Here is a 24,373-nt window from a genome sequence, read left to right as displayed (position 1 = left end):
TTAAAATTGAAAGTAGATGAAAGGACTAAATGAAGATGTAACACATTTCGTAATAGATATGAAAAGAATAATAATAGTAACAATCATTTTAAATATACCAGAATCAAATATTCTCTTATATTTTCGGATTAAATTGCAATATATTGACGTGGCCGGAAGAAAAATAATAATAAATGATAATATGAAAATAAAAATAATAAAATTCGAAAAATCTAATGCTTTAAGAGAGATGGCTATACTGTGATGTACCGTTGTAAAATCAAACATTTTTTTTAAATATTGGAAAGCATCCTGTATAGTAAGTGATCTAAAAAACACCCATGCAATTAATATTAATGCAAATGTTATTATAATATTTATCCATTTAGGAATTTTAGAGGATATTTTTATCCAAAATAATTTATCAGACACTATAAAAAATCCATGGATAATCCCCCAAACAACAAATGTCCAATTTGCTCCATGCCATAGTCCTGATACAAAAAAAACAACCCAAAGATTGAAGTAATTTCTCAATTTTAAACGACGATTTCCACCAAGAGGAATGTAAATATAACTTTTCATCCAAGAAGAAAGCGAAATATGCCATCTTCTCCAGAATTCCGTAATATTTTGCGATATATACGGAGTTTCAAAATTTTCAGAAATTTTAAAACCCATGATTCTACTTAATCCTATAGCCATATCTGCATACCCAGAAAAATCAAAATAAATTTGAAATGCATAACAAATTATGCCAATCCAAGCAAAATAAATATTTAGTTCATCCATAGGAACTGAAAACACTTGATTTGCAATAGTAGCTATACTATCTGCTATCCAAACTTTTTTGAATAAACCTATAGAAAATCGAAAACAACCATATAAAATATCTTCAAAGCGACTTTCTCGTTTTTTTAATTGATCAGAAATATCTTTAAATTTAATAATTGGTCCTGCAATTGACATTGGAAACAAAAGAATATATATGAAATAATCGCTAATTTTCTCTGTTGGCTCTTTTTCACCGCGATATATTTCAATAATATAGCTAATTTTATGAAATACTATAAATGAAATTCCTATAGGTAAAACTACATTTGTCCACTGTAATCCAGAAAGATGAAATATTTTAAATATATCGTTAACATTAGATACAAAAAAGTTAACGTACTTAAAATAGGCAAGAAGTGCTATATTTATTAGCAATGCAGTAAGAAAATACTTTTTTTTATTACCAATATTCTTAGAATTATGTATCGCATTGACTAAATGCCAATCAAATAACAAAGATATTATAAGAACAGCAATGAAAGAAGTTCCGCCCCAAGCATAAAAGAAAAAACTTCCACACAAAATGATAATATTCCGATATTTATTCACAGTTAAAAAATATATTGTGAAAAATATTGGTGCAAATAAAAATAAAAACAAAGGTGAAGAAAATACCATAAGATCCCTTTCTTCTTCTAAAAATTAATCGTTCGACGTTAACAAATTCAATGAATTATTGGAAGCTTACACTAAAAATTACAATCCAATTGCCAAACCAGCTCAATGCTTAATTACTTCAATTTGCTTAACTTATAATCCATCTTCTCTATTGAACCAAAAAATTTTGCAATTAATATATTAAACAATACTACAAACAAGAAATAGCAGCAAAGAGCTATAACGGAATGTTGCTTTGCGATGTCGTTTAACTTAAACAAATTAAGCAATACTGATAACACAACAAAAGAAAATGGATGATACAAATAAATGGTATAGCCTAATGAAGAATATATATCTAAAATTCTTTTTATTTTACTAAGTGAAAGTAATTTCAAAATATATTTCCCACCAATATATAGGAAACATAGCATCATTAAATTATAAAATAGAAAAAGTGAGTTTGGTGGGAATTTATTATACTGCATATTAAGCGGATAATCTGGACTTTTAACCAGTAAAAAACATATAACAAATGATATTATTCCAATTACTCCTGCTGTATACTTTAAATTTTTTTGTTCTTTAAAATCAGGGTAAAATAGGCCTAAATAAGTAAAAAAGCCATACACCAATAAATACTTTACATAAATACTATATGGTTTATTATCAATAAAACAAAATAATATAATAATAGCTAGAACTAGAGGAAGAAATTTAGTATAGGATGGTAAATAGTCGTAAATTCTTTTAAGAAAAGGATACAGAGCTATTATCATGATATATACAGGTATAAACCATAAATGCCATGCTATGTAAGGCCAATTACTCCAAAGACCATAACTATGTGGAAAAAACCAATCCAAAATGACCAGATGATTTTCTTGTTTAAAAAAAATACTGGCTGAAGCAATTAGAACAATAGCAATACATGAATATATCCAATATGGCAAAATAATGCGCTTAAATCTTGATATATAAAAATGTACTAAAGTTTTGGGCTTAGCCAATGAATTACTGGCTCCAGTAATAAAAAATATAATAGGCATTTCAATTAAAAAAAATGATATTATCACATTTTCAGAGGCAAAAAGCCCCATCCAATACAGACAATGCACCAGCATAATCCATATCATGATTCCACCACGAATCAGGTCCAATTGACGATCTCTCATTCGCAAAATCTTCCTTTCAAAATTACTGATTCCAATTTCAACTTACAAATTTCTTAAACATTGAATATTAGCTAGCCTTTTAACTTAAACCGATTAAATAACTCCATAACCACAAAAGTGTACCTAATAAACCACCCAAAATAAGCCCACCCAAAATTTCTATACGGGTATGTCCCATGCTTTCGCGAAGATTATTATCAGAACATAACTTATTAATAGCTATTGCCTGCTTCCCAACAGCTCTTCTTAACCCTGTTGCATCTATAATTACAATATATAAAACAGCAATTCCCAAACCAAAAATTGCACTTGTAAAGCCTTCTCTCCATCCAATCAAAATGACAGTAGTGGTTATAATTGTAGTATGAGTACTAGGAAAACCACCATTGCCAATCATCCTTTTTGCTTCACTTCCATATTTAATATAATTGATAGCGAATTTCATGCAACCTGATATAAACCAACCTAGAAATGGAGCAATGATATATAACATAGCGACTCCTTATCAAAAATATTTTAATATAATCATAACCAATAAACCATAGAGAAAAACTGTAATGAGGATATGCTTATCTTCAAAAAGTAACTTATCCGGACTTCCTCCCTTGCCTTCAACATGTAATAAATAAATATACCTAAATATTCCATAAACCACCAAAGGAATTGTCCACATTAAATTAATACTTCTTCCAGATGTGAAAGTAAAGAGAGAATAACTTATGATTGTTGCAGTCGTAACTATACTATTCATTTGGTCTAATAAACTCAAATTATAGAATTGTAAAACCTTTCTATGTGATGAATTCTTTTCTAGTGATAAAATAAACTCATGCCTTCTCTTACTAATAGCTAAAAATAGAGAAATAAGCATAGTGCATATCAAAAACCATGGAGTTATCCCAACATTAATAATAACGCCCCCACCTAATGCTCTGAGAACAAAGCCCGTTGCAATAATCATCACGTCAATAATTACAACATGTTTTAGGCTTATACTGTAAGAAACATTCAATAAAAAATATATTATCAGAATAACACCAAATATAAGATTACTAATAAAAGCAATTGTAATCGAACTTATAAGTAAAATAACACCTACACTTATAGCTAAATTAGGATTCAATAGTCCTGAAGCCATTGGTCTACTTTTTTTTATAGGATGATTCCGATCTGCTTCAATATCTAGATAGTCATTTAAAATATACACACAAGATGAGATCAAGCAAAATAAAATAAAACCTATAGTTGATTGCCAAATCATCTTAGACTCTATTGTATCTATAGAAAATACCAAAGCAGCATAGATTAAAATATTTTTGGTCCATTGCTTTGGCCGCATTTGTTTAAACATTAAGGATATAACATTTACTTTCTTAGAATTTGGATATTCTATAATTCGACTCATCCTCTTTTGTTTCCCTTCTTTTTAGGACCTTGCAATAAAAATAACACCAATAATAATAAATACTAATCCCAAAATTTTTTGCAAACTTAAAGGTTCATTAAAAATAAAATAGGATAATATTACAACAATAATGTAGCTTAGTGATACTAGCGGATAAGCAATAGATAATTGTATTCTAGAAAGGGCAACAATCCAAACAATTGTTGATAATCCGTACATTAGCAAGCCCGATAAAATTGATAAATTGGTTGTAAATTGGATAAATAATTTTATTGCTCCATCTTGTAAACTAATTTCATTAGCACCATTTTTCATTGCTAATTGTCCAAAAGAACTTAAAATAATTGAAATAATTATCAATAAATAGTTCACTTTCACCTCTAAAATGATATTATTTTTTGTGAAAAATATTGATCTTGATATGCTTTTACTTATTTTACAGATACAGATGATATCATAAAACTTAATGGTCTAGAATCATTACTTTTAAGCTCCTTTATATCCTTCGGAACAGTGCTAGATACTGAAGAAGTAATTCTCAATTTGTTTAATCCTTCTTTAACTAACCCTGTGAAGTTGATTTGTTGTGTTTGGGTTCCAATTTGGCCATCATATACCTTATTCTCATTAATGAAGATAATACAATCTCTTTCCTTCAGAAAAGCCTCTATATTCATTTGAAAGTCTTTAACGTTATTATTATTTGAATTAAACACAATTTCTGACTTATTACTGGACCATCTCCACTTAGCTTTAGTATCCTGACTTTGTTCAAGATCATACCATCCATTAATGAAACCACCAAATTGATTTTCAGTAAATATATCTTGATTTATATTCATTTCTTTTAATATGTAAATGCTATTAGAAAACGTTAAATTAAATTTGCCATTTAAATAGCCTTCGAGTCCTAATCCTTTGTTAATATAAGCCTTACGTGTCTCAGCTTCATTTGCAAGAACCACATATGGAATATCTTTTGTTTTCAAATTAACTTCGGCTCCTAGCGCTCTTTCTACAAAAATTTCAGCAGGAGGATTATATATAAACGGTGCTGCGGAAATAACATATTTAGCCAAAGGGCTAAATCTCAAATAAGCTGATTCATCATATTTCAGCACACAATTTATCATCACTGTTCCTGTTGTAATGATAAATAAGCTTAAATATACAATAAACCTCTTTTTGTTTTGTTCGGTGAAAAAATGCAATGTTGTCATTACTACAATTGGAATCATCCATACTGTATACCGATTTATATACATCATCCCAGGATTCCAATTATTTTGGGTAGAGCAAACAGCCGCTATAAGAAAAAGGCACAATCCCCATATTAGTGCCTTCTTATCCCTCTTCAATATACTCCAAATCATTGCACAGACTAACAAGGGAATAAAAATAATCATTCCAAAATTCAAATCAAAGAAAAGACTTAATATTTTATTGATAGAAATATCATGTAGTGAAGCAGCTCCCACAGATGTGATCAAGCTAAATTTTTTATAGTGAATATAATAAAATATATAGGGAATAAGAACAATACTGGATAACAAGCATAAATTAAATAATTTTAAATCCAGCTTTTTTTCTTTTAAAAAATGGGAAGCAATTATTCCGATTGGTATCAAGGCAATTGCGGGATTTTGTAAAGATGCAATTGCGATAAAGATTATTGAGGATCTCTGCTTTCCCTTATATAATTCGATCAATCCTATAAATAAAAATACATAGCTAAATGCCTCTGTGTGACTCCAGACTAAATATAAGCAGATAGGATTTATGATGCTTACAACAATAAGCCATAGCTTTTGTTTGCCTGAAAATGAATTCCGATATAAAATCCAACCCAACATCATGATAAACATCAATATATTAGTTAGTTGAAATGCTTTAAATACATTCATATTTAATAATTTCAGTACGACATAGCTTGGAGTACACAATAACGAGTAAAACCAAAAATGATAGGAATAATAGCTTCCATTTAGATCTTTAAAATAGCCTGAGTATTTTATTTGCTCCACGACATCTGGTTCAATATTGTATTTTATCGCTAAATTTTTCCTATCTATGATATCTTGTGCTTTTAATTCGGGAGTAAGATGATTCGAAAAAGATATAGTCATACCATAATATTCCCAACCATCTCCATATCTATGTGGTTTATGAACCAAAGCTAAGATAACTAATAATAGCGAAAATACGATAAAGCAAATTAGAACTATTTTTTTGGTTGGGGATGGGCTAGTCGTCTTCTTCATTGTCTATCCTCACAAATTCAAATTTTCGATATTAGATCCAGTTTTTCCTTATAGCCGTAAGTAATCATTCGATTCAACAAATATCGTCTTTGTTCCATTGAATAATCAGGCATGTTTAATATTTCTTCTAAATCATTAATTATGCTTTCATTCATTTTGAAATCATGCATAAAATCAATTAATGAATCTAGATGTTTATCAGTAAGATTCTTATGATAAAACTTTAATATCTCCTTTACCTCACCTAGTGTCTTATCTCTTTCAACACTTGAGAGACCAGCAACTTCATAATAATGAATAGGCTTTTTTACTGTACAAGATTTTAAATCTGTATTAGTCACAAGTAAAAGTTGCATCTTGTAATCAGCTGCTATACGATAATTCTCATCATATAATCCAATTGCTTCGTAGGCCTTTCTACTTATAAACATAGTTCCATGATTACATGGATTCTGTGCCCAAAGGGCAATGTTGCTAAATGGTTTGAGTTCATAAATGCCTACAATACTTCCATCTTCATTGATGACGTATTCTTCTGCTCCAGAATAATCTGCATCCTCCTCAGTTAGCTGTTTTACTGATAATTCTATTGCATCTGATGTATACCAATCATCAGAATTTAATATTCCAATATAGTCGCCTGATGCAAATGATAAACCTTTGTTAATAGCATTATAGATACCTTTATCTGGCTCTGAAACGTAATAATCTATTCCATTTTCATATCTTTTAATAATATCAACTGTCTCATCAGTACTTCCACCATCCACAATGATATATTCAACATTATCATATGTTTGATTGAAAACAGACAGCATAGCTCTTTCGAGTTTTTTCGCTCTATTACGAACAACCGTAATTATCGTAACAAGTGGTTTATTAGCAATCGTTTTTTTGTATTCCCCTTTTAATCTAATTCCGCCTTCACAAATAATCTTATTTTTATCAGTTTCCGATCTAGAAAACTTACCGCATATTCCTCCAAGTGGAAAATCAATAGATTGATTACTTATGTTGCATGTTGTTGATAAAGTTTCTCTCGTAATTTCAACATTCACATCAACTTTTTCAGTTTTATTGACGGTTAAAAAGGTCTCTTTCATCAATCTCCAAACTGGTCTTAGAAATGGCGCGGCTTTACTACTTGCTACATATCTCTTCATTCTTTGGATAGATGAAACTTTATTTATATCACTGTACTCTAGCTGTTGATTTTCATTAATAGTATTTACTTGAGCAATATCATCATAATTGTAACCATTTGGGTAATATACCGAGTAGACTTTGTTTGGTGGTTCAACAATAAAATTAATTATCTCTTGTTCTTTTTCAAGCCATTGCTCATAACCTATTTCAACACTTTTACGTGCAAGTTTAGATATTTCTTTTACATTTTTAAAATCAAGTGGCTTCGGATCATTAAGATTGTACAATAAACCATTAATACCATGAATGATATATTCATTCATGGTACCATAATCTGGCGACACCACACATTTCCCCATCGCCATTGCCTCAAGAAATGACATACCTATCCCTTCAGATGGACGCGGCGTAAAATATACTTGATTAGCGGCAATAATCTTATACAAGTCTTTTCTTTCTGGAAACCATTCTGATGTGCTAATTTTAAAATCTCTGATATCATTGACAGATGGATGATATGGTTGAAGTCCTGGATCAACCGCAGTATGAATATGCATAGAAGAAAAATCAGCCTTTTGTACTAATTTTTTTATGATCTCCCAGTTAATCTGTTCTGGTGCTCTCTGCCAAAAAAATCCTCTCAAGTCATCTTCATTTTCTGTATATATAAACTTAGAGGGATCCGGGAAATATTTTACATATTTACTAGCTAATCCATGACTCAAAATAGCACTATTCAACGCTTTGGAAAAACACAATATCTTAACTCCAGCATAATGTTTCCAATAATGGCGATTGAAATGAAACAGTTGATCATTCCCAAAATTGTCAAGCATTGGCAAATAAGTTATATTTACCGGGAGTTTATAGTAAGGTCTTGAAGCTACGGCTGATAGTTGATGAAAGACGAACGCATCGTAAGTCCCGACTAGCTCCTCCAAATTAACTGGTTTGCCACCTTTCCACGAATAATCCCAAATATATTCAACTTCAAGACCATTTTTTTTCAAAATATCAACAAAAAACTGGGATGATAAAGTCTTTTGATGAAAAGAGTGATCTATATATCCTATTTTCATAAATTTCTACCCCTTTATTTAAAAACATCCTTTAATTTAGATATATTCTGCGTCATTGAAAGATTTTCTTTAAAATATTGCATAATTTCCTTTGATTTGCTTTGGTAAAATACACTATCACTAAATAATTGATTAATCAAATTAGCAAAATGAGCAGGATTATCTGAAACTATACATCCATTTCTTGTTTTATCTGGAAATCCATCGACTCCTCGTGAAGTGCAAACCACAGGAATGCCATAACTCATAGCTTCTATTACTTTTACTTTCATACCTGTGCCATTCAACAAAGGACATATCGAAATTTTTGTTTTACTATAAATTTCATCTAAATCTTTAATATATCCCACTTTGGTAACATTTTCATAATTCAAGTCAATATGCTCCACAACTTTACCTACAATAGTTATATTAATATTAGAATTAAGCTGTGGATATACATTTTTGAAGAACCATTGCATTCCTTCAATATTATAGAAATTATCGTATCCTATAAATAATAAGTCAATAGTTTTTTGAGATGTATCAATACCATTATTTTTTTCATTAATTAAATGTGGTAGGTAATGTAGATTTTTATTTCTTAATATTTTTTCAAAAAAAATCTTTTCATCATATGAAATACAAATTATATCGTCAAATTGCTTCAATCTATCGATTTCGCAATTTAATGGACCTCCAATTTCATCAGATAAGCCCGAAATATAATGTCCTACTGATAGTAAGTCTTCCATAAAATATATTTTCTTAAATTTCGAATCAGCTGTTCTTAATAATTCACCAGTATAAACATAAAACATAACAATAAAATCATATTCATTTTTCATTAATATTTCATTGTATTGCATTTGCATTGTAGGTGTAACCCAATTATCTAATGTTTTTAATGGTGTATCTAATTTAAGCAATTTTGAAAGCATCTGTAAAAGCTTACTTTTGATCTTGTCTTTTCTTGTAAAATTTTGAGTATACGTAAAATCATACAAATATAATTTATCAATGATATCTTCTTCATTATATTTGTCAAATTCATCAAAAGTTGTGCTTACAAAGTTTTTGCAAGAAAATAAATCAATAGAAAAATTGCTACTCTTTAAAAATTTTGCAATTTCATAAACTCGATTATTAGTCCCCATATTGCGCTCTAAGAAGTTATGAGGATAAATTAATAATACTTTATTTTTCATTTTCATTTCCCCATTTTATACATGACATTTTTCACTTTGTTTTTTATAGAACAATATTCATAATTATTTTAATTTACGTCCTAAGAAACGTAGCGGTTTTGTAAATTTCCATGACCTTGATCCATAAGCTTGATGCAATTCCTCTGATATATTTCCCAGTTCTCTCCTTATGCTTTCTCTTTCCGCTACCACCCTATCCTTTTCTTGCTTTAAATGTTCCCTCTCAAGCACTACACTATCTCTTTCTTGCCTTAAATATTCGCTATCAGCTAACAATATATCTCTTTCTTGTTTTAAGTTTTCTTTTTCAGCAATTAGGATATCTATCTCATGTAATATCTTTTCAGTATTCTCTACTAAAGAATCTCTTTCTGACTTTATATTTTCTCTCTCAATTATTATGTGATTTCTTTCTTCTTTTAGTCTTTCACTTTGAGCCAAAACTGTATCTCTTTCTTTTATTAACTCCTCTATTCCATTTTTCATTGCTATATTATCTTTTTCAAATTTATTTATTTGATTTTCAATATCAAGGCTGATATCACAAATCCAATCCATTAATGGCTCTGATATCTCAGGTACAAGCCGCGGAACATTGCCTGAACTAAAATAATTAGTTTTATTATTTATTAAATCCTCAAATAACGCTTTATATTTGTTTGCTTGTATATTTAAAGCAAAAAATTCTTCAGCATACTCTCGACAATTCTCCGAAAACGATATATCACTGAATAAAACATTTATTATTTTATTTGCAAAACTAACACTATCTCCTACTTCACACAAAAATCCGTTGTATCCCTCTACTATCACATCTTTAATTCCACCAGTATTAAAAGCAACAACAGGAGTACCACATGATAAGCTTTCTAACATCATATTTGGTAAATTATCCTCTAGTGATGGAAGAGCAAGAATATCAGCAACTGAATATATTTCAGCTAATCTCTCATCATTATTTATATATCCTAAGGATTTATATGGTATATCCATGCTATCTAAAATCGGTGATGGTTTCCCAAATGTCAGTACGTGAAGTTCATTATCAAGCAATAATTTATTGATTTTATTGTTTTGTTTCATATAGTTAATAGAATCTAATAAATAACTTAAACCTTTCCTATTTTCATTCAAATCTTCAGCCCCAAATAAAAGGACTTTCGAATTTTCTGATAATCCAAGATCTCTTTTTAATTGTGATTTTTTATATGGTTTATAGATATCGGTCTCCAAAGAATTAGCAATCACTTCAACTCGATGATTTTTAAACAAAGCGCTTTCTTTTGCAGTTTCTGCTAACCAAATGCTAGGAGTGACAATAGTTATATTCTTAGGAAGATACTTTATTTTTGACTCTAAAATATGTTTTGTAATATTAGATGGATTAGTAACCAATTGAGGACAGTTAGAGCAGTTAATCTTAAACTTTTCACAGCCATGAGTGTAATGACACCCACCTGTATAGGGATTTTCATCATGTAAAGTCCAAATAATAGGCTTCTGCATCCTATCTAACTGAACGATAGCTTCAATGGATATAAATGATGGGATCCAATGTAAGTTTACGACATCATAACTCTGAAATAAATTTAAATAGTCAAAGCCAACACTAGGATACATTAAAGATGAAATTGTATTTCCTTTTTTAATATTTTTGATAAAATACTTCATTGAAAGTTCGTCAAACAATTTATTATTAATTTCTCTAGACAGAATCTGAGTAATGGTTTCATCATCAATATTCTTCCATTTCACAAACATTTGACTATTCTCACCTATGGAATTAAGTCCTTTATTTAATCTTAATGCCGCTTTGCCTGCTCCACCATTGTCAAATGTATTTAAAAGAGCTATCTTCATGAAGACACCACCCTTCTATTGCGAATCTTATGAATTAAAACAAATTATTTACCATCATTGTTCTATATAATACTGTTTCATCTTGAATGATATTAATCATTTCAATCATTTGGTTAGCTTTGTTTCTCTCAACCAAGTACGAATTAATTTTCCCTCCAGAAGTGTAATCAACAGCTAGAAAATCTGTATCTAATGTATTTGCAAATACCACAGAATGAAATCTCATACATACATTGAGTTTCGAAGATTTCATTGATTCAACAATATTCTCAACATTTGAAAGTTTATCCTCAATAAAAACAGAGCTGTCTGCAAAATATTTAGCTACAAAATTATAGTTAAAGTCTCTATCATCATTACCAATCACAAAATTATGCATCGCATAAAAATGTGGCTTCATTCCTGTTTTATTAGAAAGGTAAATAATATTTTTTGCTAAAGCTTCTTCAAATTTATCTTTAAAAGTTATATATTCTTCATAATTCAAATGACCAAAGTACTCGCTTGTCAATTCTCTAAGATAACATGATAGCTTATCATTCATTTTATTTGGAGCTATCATGTTCTTCATCTTGTTTATATAATTAATAGCTGGATCGCCAATATTATTAACATCTTCACGTCCAGTCATTTCTATGGCTAGTTTGGATGATTTATCATCTCTTAAGTAAATATGATCGGCTAAAGATAAAATTTCTTGTACGATACTTTTTTTCTCATCGCTATATAATGGGCCAATACCAGATCCGAAAATCGTTGTCGTATTCTCATTTTTTTTCGCCAAATTAAATGCCCATGCAATTAATGCTAGTTCTTCTAATTCCATTAAAGGTCCTCCGCCAACAATAATTTCATTGACGCTAGATGCCTCTTGGTAAAAAAATTCACTATACACAGGGACAACTGTGGCAGTAACATTTAGTTCATCAATAGTTCTCTTTGTAATAAAAGGATATAAAGAGCTAATAAAAACTTCTATGTTTTCCATCCCATATTTCTCAAAATAGAAATCTAAAATACCACCTAAAATAGCCTTGTCACCTACTGTTTCTGTTCCATACCAACCAACAACAAAAATTTTATATTTATTTGAAGGTTTTTTAGAATATGCAACACTAAATTTCCCTTTTAATTGATTGTAAGAAGATACTTTTATTAAATCCCTGTAACGTTTCTCCGCTTCCAACATGTTCTTCAATTCATCAGTTGCATCAGAGTGATAATCATGAATGCAATTCATGCAATCCTTTTTTTCAATTTCATGCAATACCTTTATATTTTTCGCATATAAATGTCTACCAGAAACTTCAAGCATATTTCCAATAATCTTAGATTTTGGTGCACAGTAGGCTAAACCGCCATGACTATCCAGATTAATGGCGTTACGTTTTTTATAAGGACATTCTATAAGTCTGTGTCCTCCTTGTAGCATATGTTTGATGCTTCTATACGTATTTTTCACGGTTTCATCCGTTTCAAAATTGTACTCCAATTTACTGAAGAAGAGCATTAATTGATATATTTCATCTTCATTAAAATTTCTAATAATTTTAGTATGTTCCTCAGTATTATTATAAAGTCTATTAATAAATTCACCAATTCGAAATCTACCATAAATATTGTTATTTCTCAGGAAGTTTAATAATTGATCCATGTTCCAAACATTTAATTTGGTTATGGTTGTACCAGTACTAAAAGAAATGCTCTCCTCTTTAAGCCAATTTATGATGTCTACTGCTTTATCAAAGTTCCCTTTCCTACCTCTATTTAAATCATGAATTTCGTTGATACCGTCAAGAGATACCATAACGGAAAAGCTTTTGTCATTTGATTTACATATATTCGAAATATTTTTTATAGTCGTTTTGATTTGATGGGGTATCAGTGCATTAGTGATCAGACTTAATCCTGTTACTTTCGGTAAAGTTTCAATAGCAACTTGAAAATAATCTAACAGATTTTTTGTTAGAGTCGGCTCTCCTCCAGTAATACCTATATGCTGTACGTTCTTAAATAGGGCATCTTGTAATACCACCCTAAATTGTTCAGTGCTAATATTTTCTTGATCATTTTTTCGCCAAATATCACACATAACACATCTGGAATTACAATAATTATTTACTTGAAAATTTATTACTTGTATATCATGTTCCACTTTATTGTCATAATACTCTCTATATAATTCTACTATTCCATGTGGCAAAATAGATTTCAACAAATTTTTCATAGATTTCAAACCTCCTTACCTATTCTCTCATTTCATATATATTTGATGTAATATCAAAATCGACTAATGAATTCATAAGCGATTTTTGTTGATCTAGCATCCTAAATGCAACTGCATCAACTTGTCTATCCAGAAACACTTCATTGTCTTGCTCAATGCCAACTACACCACATCTTAAAAAATAAACACCTGCTGCTAATTTGGGGGTAAACTCAAATTCTACAGTTAACACTTTATCTGCCACTACCATTTCTATACCTTCACCAGGTCTTGCAGTCGCTGCGCCACTGATCTCTATACCCGTTTTGGTTTTAATAATCATCCCAAAACGAACATTTTGACAATTTTCATAGAACTTAACTTTATAGCTTAATATATATTTTCTTCCGAACCTCAGAACGTTTACATCTTCACCTTTATAATTGGAAATTTTATAATCGAATATTTTTGCCCCATTAGTTTCGTACAAAACTGGATCAGTTGGGATTAGACCTTCATCCAAATACTCCTCATAATTGGTATCCACAAGATTCTCGGAATCCAGACTAATCTCACCTTTATCTATAACAACACCTTTGGTTTTCTCGGTATCAAATGATTTGTACTTGTTGAATCCAATGACGTCAATTTTCTCGATTTGTCCTTTGACAAAATCCATCTTGTCCTTAGGAGTAAACAAAAGTTTTTGATATAAATTTACCACCGTATTACTAGGCCCCATAAGCAGTTTTTCACCAGCATCCATTAATATTGCTTTATCACATAGCTCTACAACTAAACTTCCTGAATGAGAAACAAATAGGACTGTTTTACCACTCTTCTTAAATGATTCGATTTTAGAGAAACATTTTTTTTGGAACAAATCGTCGCCCACAGCCAGTGCCTCGTCAACAATCAATATTTCAGGATCAACATTAATAGCAACGGCAAACGCTAATCTAACGAACATTCCACTTGAATAAGTTTTTACCGGTTGATCTATATGCTGCCCAATATCGGCAAATTCAATAATAAATGGTATTTTCTTCACAATTTCCTCTTTTGTCAAGCCCATCATTGATGCATTTAAATATATGTTTTGCATACCGGTATATTCAGGGTTAAATCCAGCCCCGAGCTCTAACAGAGCAGATATCTTCCCGTTAATATGCACATTACCGCTTGAAGGTGTTAGTACACCTGTAATTATTTTCAATAGAGTAGATTTTCCAGAGCCGTTTTTACCAACTATACCTACCGTTTCACCTTTTTTGATCTCGAACGAAACATTGTTAACCGCGAAGAATTCTCGATGTTTTTTTTTCTTTTGAAACAGACTTAACGATTCGTTAACACGATCAATAGGTTTATCATAAAGTTTGTAAATCTTTGACACTTGTTCAATTTTAATCGCGATATCATTCATTATAGTTAATCTCCCGATATAGAAATTTCTAAGCTAAAAATCAAAGAACATCGGCAAAATGAGGCTTCAATTTTTTATAGAATATGGCTCCTAACAAACATAACACAAGAGTAATTGCCCAAAACCATAATGTTTGATTATACCTATGCCAAAACCATACATGATTAATCAATGTATCCCGATATCCCTCGACAATATAATACATAGGATTTAACTTAAAAAAAGCTTGGTACTTATCTGGCACCATATTGTATGACCACATAATTGGAGTCAGCCACATGCCAAATTGAAGAATAATAGCTACCATGTTATTGATGTCTTTAAAAAACGGAATAATGGAAGCTGTAATAAATGTTAATGCCACGGTAAAAATAATCATACAAAACGAGTAATACAACAGTTGAATCCAAATCATTTGAGGAAAAATACCGTATATAATATAGATGAGTGCCAAAATTATAATAAAAACAACATGTATAAATGCTGATGAAATAATTTTTATAATTGGTAACATGCTTACTTTAAAAACGACTTTCTTAATCAAATAACTATATTCAACAAAAGCATTACCCGCGCTGGACCAAGCATCTGCAAAGAAAAACCAAGGTATCAATCCCGCAGCGAACCAACAAATGAAAGGCACGTCCAATACAGCTGTAGATCTGAATCCAACTTGAAAAACAAACCAAAATGTTAGTAAAGTCATTATAGGCTGTATAAATGCCCAGGTAATACCAAAAATTGAACCGGAATAACGAGTTTTAAAATCATTTTTCGCAAAGCTCCAAATTAAGCTTCTACTATTCAATAATTCTTTTATTAGCTGCATAGTATTATTTATTTCCTCCATGATTGAGTATCGTTCTCTATTACATCAACATAAAAATCATATAACGCTTTAGTATTAATAGACCAACTAAAATTTTTAGTTGCAAACTCTCTGCCTTCTTTTCCTATAATCCTACTTCTGTCCATATTATTAAAAACAAACTCAAGTTTTTCGCAAATTTCAAATGCATCACCTTTTTCTAACAGAAGACAATTGTATCCATCCATTAAGTACCTTCCAATATTCGTGCTAGGAAGTATCACTGGCTTACTCATTGCGAAGAACTCTGGGAGCTTTGAAGGAAATCGATAATCATTAAATTCATCTGAAGCACCTGGCTGAACAAAAATATCAGATAAAGACATTATATTCGGAAGCACTTCCCTATCTACAAATCCTAATTCAATATAAAATTCTCTCGCACTATCTGTTGCATCATCATGAAAATCAACAAAATCTCGTCCAGTTCTGACTAACTTAACCGATATGCCTTTTCTATTTAAAGCAGCAATGGCCAGATATAAACTGTACACTTCTTTTTTATTCGATGGATGAACATTTCCAGTATAAACAATGACGAAACTCTTTTCATTAATTCCAAGTTTAGTTCTCAACTCTATATCAACAGGCCGTGGTGAGAATTTTTCTTCTTCATATCCAGGCCATATAACTTTCCCTTTTATTTGCGGGGGTTTTAATTCCAATAATTTATCAATAATAACGGTTATACCGTCCGCCTTTTCTAAAAACCCTCTAAATCTTGTTGGATGAGAAAATTGTTTATCTATAATTCTGTTTAAAATTTTCTCTGGTAAAGATTTCATAAGTTCTGTATCAATTCCATATCTTTTTCTCACTATTGCCTCTTCATTATCCTCAAGATGGACAATGTACTTACAACCATAAAAATCCGTTAACTTTTGTGTAAACCCTCTTACTATTTCTCTAGGGGTCCATGCATGAATTATGTCGGGATTTCTCCCGTCTTGGAATTCTATTTTTTTTTTGCGAAAATCAGCAAAATCGAACACCTCAAATTTTGCTTTTCCAATTAATTGAATAGATTTTTTATTATTCGGAACAAAAACTTTACAATCAACATCCATATTAATTAATTGATTCGCAAAATTAAAAATATGAATAGCACTATTACTTGAAAAGTCATGATAATTTACAAATAGCACATTCACATTAATACTCCTATACGTATATTTTCTGTATCACAAATAAAATTTACTTTCTAATTTTTCTTTCCAGCGATTTAAAAACAATGCCTTATCCATGAAATCAAAAACTTCTTCATGTTTGTTATTCATCTCTAAAATATGTGCTTTTGGTGTAACTATAATAGTTTTCCCCATCTCCTGAATCCGCAAACATAAATCTATATTTGCGTAAGAATTAATTAGATATTCATTTAATCCTTCGCATTCTCTATATAAATTAGTATCCATCATTAAACAAGATCGGGTCACTGCTAATCCCTCTAATAGATTATTAGCACTGACCTTCTTTTGTTTATGAACCCGCTCAGTAGTGCTCTCCGATGATAATAAAACCGGTGCTACAACCCCTACTTCCGATAAGTTGAGACAATAAATCAACTCTTCAATCCAATTAGGGCTTGCAATTATAATATTATCACTTAGTAAAACAATATAATCACTTTTTAATGTTGCTACGAGTTTGTTAACTGATTTAGAAAGACCAAAAGACTTTTCAAAAGACATAACTTTAACAATTGACCCTTTGTATTTCTCCAGAATAGCCTCCCTTATCTCAGCAAAGGCTATAATCATTATTTCATAGTTTTTATAAGTACTGTTCTTACTGATTGAATCCAAACATCTTACTAATTCTTCATTCTTTCCCCCATGTATAAGAATGATACTTACATTTGAATTTGTTCTAGATGGCATTACTTTTTCATATGGAATGGCACTTTGATATTCTTGAGTATTTATCTTCAATTTGCTATCAGTTTTATTCCGAAAACTTTCCAACTTATTTTTATAGTATTTATACATCGTTTTTTTGTAGATTTTGTAGAGTAAACTATTCAGTCCGTTATCTTTAATATACTCTAATGTACGCTTAAAGATTTTATTATACATAATTAATCATACCTTTTTGTTTAAGTATATCAACAATATTCTTAACGTCTTGTGCTTTATCTTTGGGGCATACTAAGATAGCATCATTAGTTTCGGCAATGATTAAATTATCAACTCCGATAGTGGCGATCAGCCTGTCCTTACCAAAGATAATGCTGTTTTTTGTATCGAGTCCAATATGCTTTGCCCTCACAATGTTGCCGTGATCATCAGGAGAAAAAATGCCACCTAAAGCATCCCAACTTCCAACATCATTCCAGCCGAAATCTCCAGGAACTACAATAACATCATCACTTCTTTCAAGAATACCATAATCTATAGAGATATTTTGTAGTGTTGGATAAATGTTTGCAATAGCTTCTTCTTCTTTTTCAGTACCGATATCTTTATAGATTTGCATCATATTGTTGTATATCCTTGGGAGATACCTTTGGAAACAGTCGATAATTTTACTAGTCTTCCATAGAAACATACCGCTGTTCCATAAATAATCACCAGTTGATAAATATTGTTTAGCCTTTTCAAAATTCGGCTTCTCAACAAATTCATTAACCTCATAAGCGCCATTTTTTAAAATATTTTTATTAAAATTAATATAACCATATCCAGTGGAGGGAAAAGAAGGCTTTATCCCAATAGTAACTAAGTTTTCAGTCTCTTCCGCTAATAAACATGCTTTTTCTAGTGTTGCTCTAAAATTACTTACATTTGTTATATAATGATCAGAGGGCAGTACAACCATCAAGCAGTTATCATATTTCTTTTGTAGATGTAATGCTGCATAGAGGATACATGCTGCTGTATTTTTAGCTATTGGCTCTTTTAATATGTTATTTTTAGGGACTTGCTCTAATAGTATCTCTTCAAGTAATGAAACCTGAGATTTATTGGTTACAATTAATGTATTCTCAATAGATATTACATTTTTATATCTAAGAATAGTGTCGTTAATCATAATATCATTACCACTTATATTTAATAATTGCTTGGGTTTATTTTGTCTAGACAAAGGCCAAAAGCGAGTTCCTCCACCGCCTGCCATTATAACCGCAAACCTATTCATTGCACCACTCCTGCTTGTAAGAAACATCTATACGTTGTTTGGATACCTTCTCTTAATTTAATTTTAGCTTCCCATCCGAGATTTTGCATTTTGGAAACATCTAGCAATTTCCTTGGAGTTCCATCTGGTTTACTTAAATCGTTCACTAGCTCACCTTCATATCCAACAACTTCAGCTATAAGCTGAGATAACTCAAGAATGGAAATGTCTTTTCCAATGCCCACATTTACTGTTTCTTGCCCTTTATAACCTAGCATCAGAAATAAACTGGCATCAGCGAGATCATCAACATGCAAAAACTCTCTTCTAGGAGTGCCGCTCCCCCAAATTACTACTTCTTTTGCTACACTAATCTTTGCTTCATGAAATTTCCTTATAAGTGCAGGCAAGACATGCGAGTTCTCCAGATCATAATTGTCATTGGGCCCATATAAATTTGTAGGCATTGCACTAATAAATTCACTTCCATACTGACGATTATAATATTCACACATTTTTAATCCTGCTATTTTTGCAATAGCATATGCTTCGTTAGTACTTTCTAAATAGCCATTTAATAGGTACTCTTCCTTTATTGGCTGTGATGCCATTTTAGGGTATATACAAGAACTTCCTAGAAACAATAATTTTTTTACTCCATAACTGTATGCAGTATGAATTACATTTGCTTCAATCATCAAATTGTTGTAGATAAACTCTGCGGGATATGTATTATTAGCATGTATACCACCTACTTTTGCAGCCGCTAAAAACACATATTCAGGCTCTTCAGCTTTAAAAAAATTTTCCACATCTGCTTGTCTTGTTAAATCTAATTCTGATGACGTTTTGACAATAATTCTTCTATACCCTTCTGCTTCAAGCCTTCTTACAATTGCTGATCCTACCATTCCTCTATGTCCAGCAACAAATATTTTACTATTTTTATCCATTTCATTTCATCTTCCTTTAAAGAAATTTAGTCAAATGCTTTACGAATTCGTTCCTCTTTCTCCACATATTTCATGTCTTCACGTACCATTTCTTTTACTAAAGATTCAAAACTTGTTTGTGTTGGATTCCATCCAAGTAAAGTTTTTGCTTTAGTAGGATCTCCAAGCAATTGTTCTACCTCAGCTGGTCTAAAATATTTAGGATCTATTTCAACTAAAATAGTTCCATTTGATCGATCAATTCCCTTTTCTTGAATACCCTCGCCTTGCCATTCAAGATTGATTCCTGCCTCTTTAAACGCAAACGTACAAAACTCTCTTACACTATGCATTTCACCAGTCGCTATTACAAAATCTTCTGGTTTATCATGCTGCAACATAAGCCACATACACTCTACATAATCTCTTGCATGTCCCCAATCACGCATTGCATCAAGGTTACCTAAATAAAGTTTTTTTTGTTTTCCTTGTTTAATGCGTGATGCAGCTAAAGTAATTTTTCTCGTTACAAAAGTTTCTCCTCTTCTTGGAGATTCATGATTAAATAAAATGCCATTGACTGCAAACATGTTGTAAGATTCCCTATAGTTTTTAACAATCCAAAAACCATAAATCTTAGCTACACCATATGGGCTCCTAGGATAAAAAGGAGTAGTTTCTTTTTGAGGTACTTCCTGAACTAAACCGAAAAGTTCGGACGTCGATGCTTGATATATGCGTGTTTTATCTATTAACCCTAATAGCCTTACTGCCTCTAAAACACGTAATGTGCCTATTCCATCTGCATTTGCTGTATATTCTGGAGTTTCAAAAGATACTTTCACATGAGATTGGGCCGCCAGATTATAAATTTCATCAGGTTGAACCTTTTGTATGATAGATATTATATTGGTTGAATCTGTCATATCCCCATAATGAAGATAAATTTTTCTATTCTTATGCATATCCTCTATCAGCTCTTCAATATACAAATGTTCTATTCTACCTGTGTTGAACGAAGAACTGCGTCTGATAACACCGTGAACCTCATAGCCTTTTTTTATTAAAAATTCAGCAAGATAAGCTCCGTCTTGTCCTGTTATTCCTGTTATTAAAGCTTTCTTCATATAATGTGTTAGCCTCCATTACGTTTTCTATTATAAATTCCGCAGAGCCCAGCCTGTGATAAGATACTGTTGTTATTAAACTCTGGGAAGAAAAATTGACATTATCGAAAATGAAAATTCGCACGCTACTTACGTGACAGAACATAGAGAAAGTTAGTTATTATTCCTGTCATTCTTACTACGACAATTAAGTTTTTCTCATAAAGATCTTTCCACGAAAAAAACTGAGTCCTATGGCTTGCTTACCTTTCAGCAACTGTTAAATCTTCTTTAAATAACGATCTGTCAAAGAAGATAGAAGACAACTTAAGCCAGGATCGACCAACAATATTGCTACCCTAAAGATTCGTCTATTATTTTCCTTTTAAGCTTTGAGAACTAGAGATAAGGTCTTTACTCAAAAACATTCTCTTTATGACTTATCCTAAAGTTATTGCCAGATGATAAATGAAAAAGAGGCATCTCTGCTCTGTTCGAGGAAGCAAAACATGCTAACATTATAGTTCATACAGAGCACATCTTCCCTTGAAAAGCTCACCTCTCAAATTCTTTCAATATCTAATCTCAAGAACAACCATTTGGAAACCCCCTCCCTATATGCTAAAATAAACACGACATCTAGCGAAGAAGGAGACTGTTTTTCATGAGTGCAAGAACGAATACGTATGCGGCTTCGCGAGCGAAAGCGAACGGGACGATTACAACAGAGAAAAGCTCTGTTATCTTTTGGATTCTTATAGGATTTGTCGGTTTGTTTATGTTCTGGGCCCCGTTTCAGCGAGCTTTATTCAATGGTGGCTCCTATGACTTTGAAAGATCGATTTATTCAGCCTCGGTATGGTCATCTATCATTTTGCTATTAATAGCGATTCTTGCATTTTTCGTTTACAAGCTTAAAGAACAAAAAGATGTATTGACCATTCTGGTCTTACTAATGCCACTCACCTATATAATATCATTAGCAAATGCAGCCTCTCATTATTTGGCAACGAACATGGTCTACATCCAGATGCTGTATGCAACCTTCTTCATTTTAGGTGTATTTCTGACAAAAAACAAGCTCGGCACGTCGATTACTGCCGGAATTTTAATGATCTCTGGTTATGTGATCGTCATCTTTGGACTTTTGTATTGGTTTGGTAACGGAAACTTCGCTGGTCATTTGGTTAGCTGGTTCGCTTTGATGGATGGAAGCAATCCATTTAAGTACCGCGACGCTATTATGAGTGACTCCAATGGTTTTCGTCTCACTTCGGTATTTCAATATGCAAACACGTACGCAGCCTTCTTAATTATGTTGTTCCTTGGATCATTATTTTTCATTGTGAAGTCACGCAAATGGTACCTGGTCCTTCCTCATGCACTGATGATGGTGCCTATGATTGTATCCTTCTGGCTTACACTCTCTCGTGGTGCAATTGTTGTCATTCCGGTTATTTTCTTGATTATGCTTTTCTTTCTTTCAATTAGCAGACAAATTTCGGCTCTGGTGCAGCTTGGATTAGCTTTCGCTGCATCCCTTATTATTTTACAAAAAATTACCGATATTGGTACCGTGCTTCAAAAGCAACCAACTGCATCGGGTTCTTGGAACGGCTGGTCAATCTTACTTCTTACGTCTGTAGTCTTCGCTGCCCTTGCTATCGTTATTCAACGCTATGGAGCGCCATGGTTAGAGCGTATTACTGCTCGTTTCGCAGATAAGAAATTCGCTAACTTTACATTGCCCGTTGCCGCTATTGTCGTAGGCTTACTCGGTGCCTTTATTCTTCTCAGTGACACTGGTTTGAAAAATGTGCTTCCAGAGAACGTCAAAACTCGTCTTGCAAATATTAACTTTCAACAGCATAGCGTACTGGAGCGCGGTACCTTTTATAAAGATGCTGTAAAGCTTTGGTCTGATTATCCGATTATCGGAGCAGGCGGAGGCGCTTGGGCTTCGTTATACGAGAAGTACCAAAACAACCCATATACGAGTCGTCAAGCTCATAACTTCGCTCTTCAATATTTAGTAGAAGCAGGAGCGCTAGGATTCCTTGCCTTCATCGGTTTCGTTATTGCTGTAATGGTCTTCTATATCCGAAGCTACATTAAAAGTACAGAAGAGAAAAGAGACATGCACTTCCTCTTTTTCATTGTTACCGTCTCTTTGTTAGTCCACAGTATGATTGACTTTGATTTAAGCTATGTTTATCTGGGTGCTGTGCTATTCCTTGCACTTGGGGCTATGCTTAGCAATAGTTCCACTGCTCCGCTTAGCTTGAAATCAAAATCAGTGGCACTGCACAAAGCATTTCCAGCGTTACTAGCGGTAATCTCTGTTGTCATGTTCTATGTTTCAGCGCAGCTAGTCTCCGCTAATAGTTCATATAAACAATCACTAGAAGTCGTTAAAAAGAGTCAGGATTACAACCAAATTGTCGCGCCTCTGGACAAAGCGATCGCACTTCATCCTGCTCATCCAGACTATTTGTTGACTGGGCAAATTAGCAGAATCGGAATCCTCCTTCAAGTGTATAATCAAATGAAGACAGAAGATCCGACGAAGAGTGAAACTTATTTTGATCAAGCGCAAGATCTGCTCAATCAGTTAATAGTAAAAGAACCACATAATCGCGTAATAGCATTTCAACAGCTTAACATGCTTATTATGAAAGATAAGCAACAAGAAGCGTTGGACTGGACTACTACTCAATTACCTAATTACCCGTGGTATATCGATCTTTATGAGAAAAACATGGCTTTAAATATTGAGCTAGCGAACATAGCTAGAGGGAAAAATGATGCACAAAACTTCAATAGAAGACTCGATGGCGTGCTAGAAACGTATAAAGAGTTTCTACAAAAGATTGATTCACTAAAAAGCTTGCCAGCCGGCCAGTTACAGGGACGTGAGTTCGCTGTAACACCAAGTATTGCCTTGAATGTAAGTCAGGTGTACTTCATGCGTGGCGATTATGCTGGTGCGGGGAACGTCATTAAACCGTATGTGAAGGATCAATTTGATGATCAAATGAATCGAGTGATCGCAAGATGGTATTTGGCTGCTTTGCAGAAGCAAGGAACTATGGATCAAGCACTGCTAGACAAACTCATTGCAAAAGATCCAAATGAAAAGCAAAGCATCGATACAGTTACTACAACTAATTTTCAAATAAAATAAATAAAACGGGG

General features: G+C 32.0%; 18 protein-coding genes. 1 reads left to right on the top strand and 17 read right to left on the bottom strand.

Going from position 1 to position 24,373, the window contains the following annotated elements; translation table 11 throughout:
- The 17 genes from GK047_RS13820 to gmd form a co-directional block, all read right to left on the bottom strand.
- On the bottom strand, positions 1-1,431 hold the full coding sequence (locus GK047_RS13820; protein ID WP_163947373.1) for an MBOAT family O-acyltransferase: 1,431 nt from the start codon (positions 1,429-1,431) through the stop codon (positions 1-3).
- Positions 1,432-1,544: 113 nt separating this feature from the next.
- Positions 1,545-2,585, bottom strand: coding sequence for an acyltransferase family protein (locus tag GK047_RS13815; protein ID WP_163947370.1), 1,041 nt, complete (start codon positions 2,583-2,585; stop codon positions 1,545-1,547).
- A 79-nt stretch (positions 2,586-2,664) separates the two neighbouring features.
- Entirely contained in the window at positions 2,665-3,078 is a 414-nt protein-coding gene (locus GK047_RS13810) for a divergent PAP2 family protein (protein WP_163947367.1), read from the bottom strand.
- A 12-nt stretch (positions 3,079-3,090) separates the two neighbouring features.
- Complete coding sequence (locus GK047_RS13805; protein ID WP_163947364.1) at positions 3,091-3,990, bottom strand: decaprenyl-phosphate phosphoribosyltransferase; 900 nt, start codon at positions 3,988-3,990, stop codon at positions 3,091-3,093.
- Between the two features lie 21 nt (positions 3,991-4,011).
- Complete coding sequence (locus GK047_RS13800; RefSeq protein WP_346010338.1) at positions 4,012-4,362, bottom strand: EamA family transporter; 351 nt, start codon at positions 4,360-4,362, stop codon at positions 4,012-4,014.
- A 59-nt stretch (positions 4,363-4,421) separates the two neighbouring features.
- Positions 4,422-6,251, bottom strand: a complete 1,830-nt coding sequence (locus GK047_RS13795) for a hypothetical protein (protein WP_163947362.1) — start codon at positions 6,249-6,251, stop codon at positions 4,422-4,424.
- 17 nt (positions 6,252-6,268) lie between these two features.
- Positions 6,269-8,476 (bottom strand): glycosyltransferase, encoded by a 2,208-nt coding sequence (locus GK047_RS13790; RefSeq protein WP_163947359.1) that lies wholly within the window; start codon positions 8,474-8,476, stop codon positions 6,269-6,271.
- Positions 8,477-8,490: 14 nt separating this feature from the next.
- Positions 8,491-9,663, bottom strand: a complete 1,173-nt coding sequence (locus GK047_RS13785) for a glycosyltransferase family 4 protein (protein ID WP_163947356.1) — start codon at positions 9,661-9,663, stop codon at positions 8,491-8,493.
- 63 nt (positions 9,664-9,726) lie between these two features.
- The gene (locus GK047_RS13780) at positions 9,727-11,523 is read right to left on the bottom strand and encodes a glycosyltransferase (protein WP_163947353.1); all 1,797 of its coding nucleotides are present in this window, start codon (positions 11,521-11,523) and stop codon (positions 9,727-9,729) included.
- A gap of 34 nt (positions 11,524-11,557) precedes the next feature.
- Positions 11,558-13,750 carry a polysaccharide pyruvyl transferase family protein gene (locus GK047_RS13775; RefSeq protein WP_163947350.1) on the bottom strand — a complete coding sequence of 731 codons (2,193 nt, stop codon included), beginning with the start codon at positions 13,748-13,750 and terminating at the stop codon, positions 11,558-11,560.
- A 19-nt stretch (positions 13,751-13,769) separates the two neighbouring features.
- Positions 13,770-15,155 carry an ABC transporter ATP-binding protein gene (locus GK047_RS13770; RefSeq protein WP_163947347.1) on the bottom strand — a complete coding sequence of 462 codons (1,386 nt, stop codon included), beginning with the start codon at positions 15,153-15,155 and terminating at the stop codon, positions 13,770-13,772.
- Positions 15,156-15,195: 40 nt separating this feature from the next.
- Complete coding sequence (locus tag GK047_RS13765) at positions 15,196-16,005, bottom strand: ABC transporter permease (RefSeq protein WP_163947345.1); 810 nt, start codon at positions 16,003-16,005, stop codon at positions 15,196-15,198.
- Positions 15,993-17,174, bottom strand: a complete 1,182-nt coding sequence (locus tag GK047_RS13760) for a glycosyltransferase (protein ID WP_163947342.1) — start codon at positions 17,172-17,174, stop codon at positions 15,993-15,995. The genes GK047_RS13765 and GK047_RS13760 overlap by 13 nt, the downstream gene beginning before the upstream one ends.
- Before the next feature lie 30 nt (positions 17,175-17,204).
- Positions 17,205-17,987, bottom strand: a complete 783-nt coding sequence (locus GK047_RS13755; protein ID WP_163947339.1) for a glycosyltransferase family 2 protein — start codon at positions 17,985-17,987, stop codon at positions 17,205-17,207.
- A 103-nt stretch (positions 17,988-18,090) separates the two neighbouring features.
- Positions 18,091-19,161: a mannose-1-phosphate guanylyltransferase gene (locus GK047_RS13750; protein ID WP_163947335.1), complete on the bottom strand. Its 1,071-nt coding sequence runs from the start codon at positions 19,159-19,161 to the stop codon at positions 18,091-18,093.
- Positions 19,158-20,093 (bottom strand): GDP-L-fucose synthase, encoded by a 936-nt coding sequence (gene fcl, locus GK047_RS13745; protein WP_163947332.1) that lies wholly within the window; start codon positions 20,091-20,093, stop codon positions 19,158-19,160. The genes GK047_RS13750 and fcl overlap by 4 nt, the downstream gene beginning before the upstream one ends.
- A gap of 26 nt (positions 20,094-20,119) precedes the next feature.
- Positions 20,120-21,199, bottom strand: coding sequence for a GDP-mannose 4,6-dehydratase (gmd, locus tag GK047_RS13740; protein WP_163947329.1), 1,080 nt, complete (start codon positions 21,197-21,199; stop codon positions 20,120-20,122).
- 643 nt (positions 21,200-21,842) lie between these two features.
- Here gmd and GK047_RS13735 point away from each other — a divergent pair.
- On the top strand, positions 21,843-24,362 hold the full coding sequence (locus GK047_RS13735; RefSeq protein ID WP_163947326.1) for an O-antigen ligase family protein: 2,520 nt from the start codon (positions 21,843-21,845) through the stop codon (positions 24,360-24,362).
- Positions 24,363-24,373 lie beyond the last annotated feature (11 nt).

Source organism: Paenibacillus sp. SYP-B3998 (assembly GCF_010820665.1).
GTDB lineage: Bacteria > Bacillota > Bacilli > Paenibacillales > NBRC-103111 > Paenibacillus_E.
This window is presented reverse-complemented; position numbering and strand designations above follow the sequence as displayed.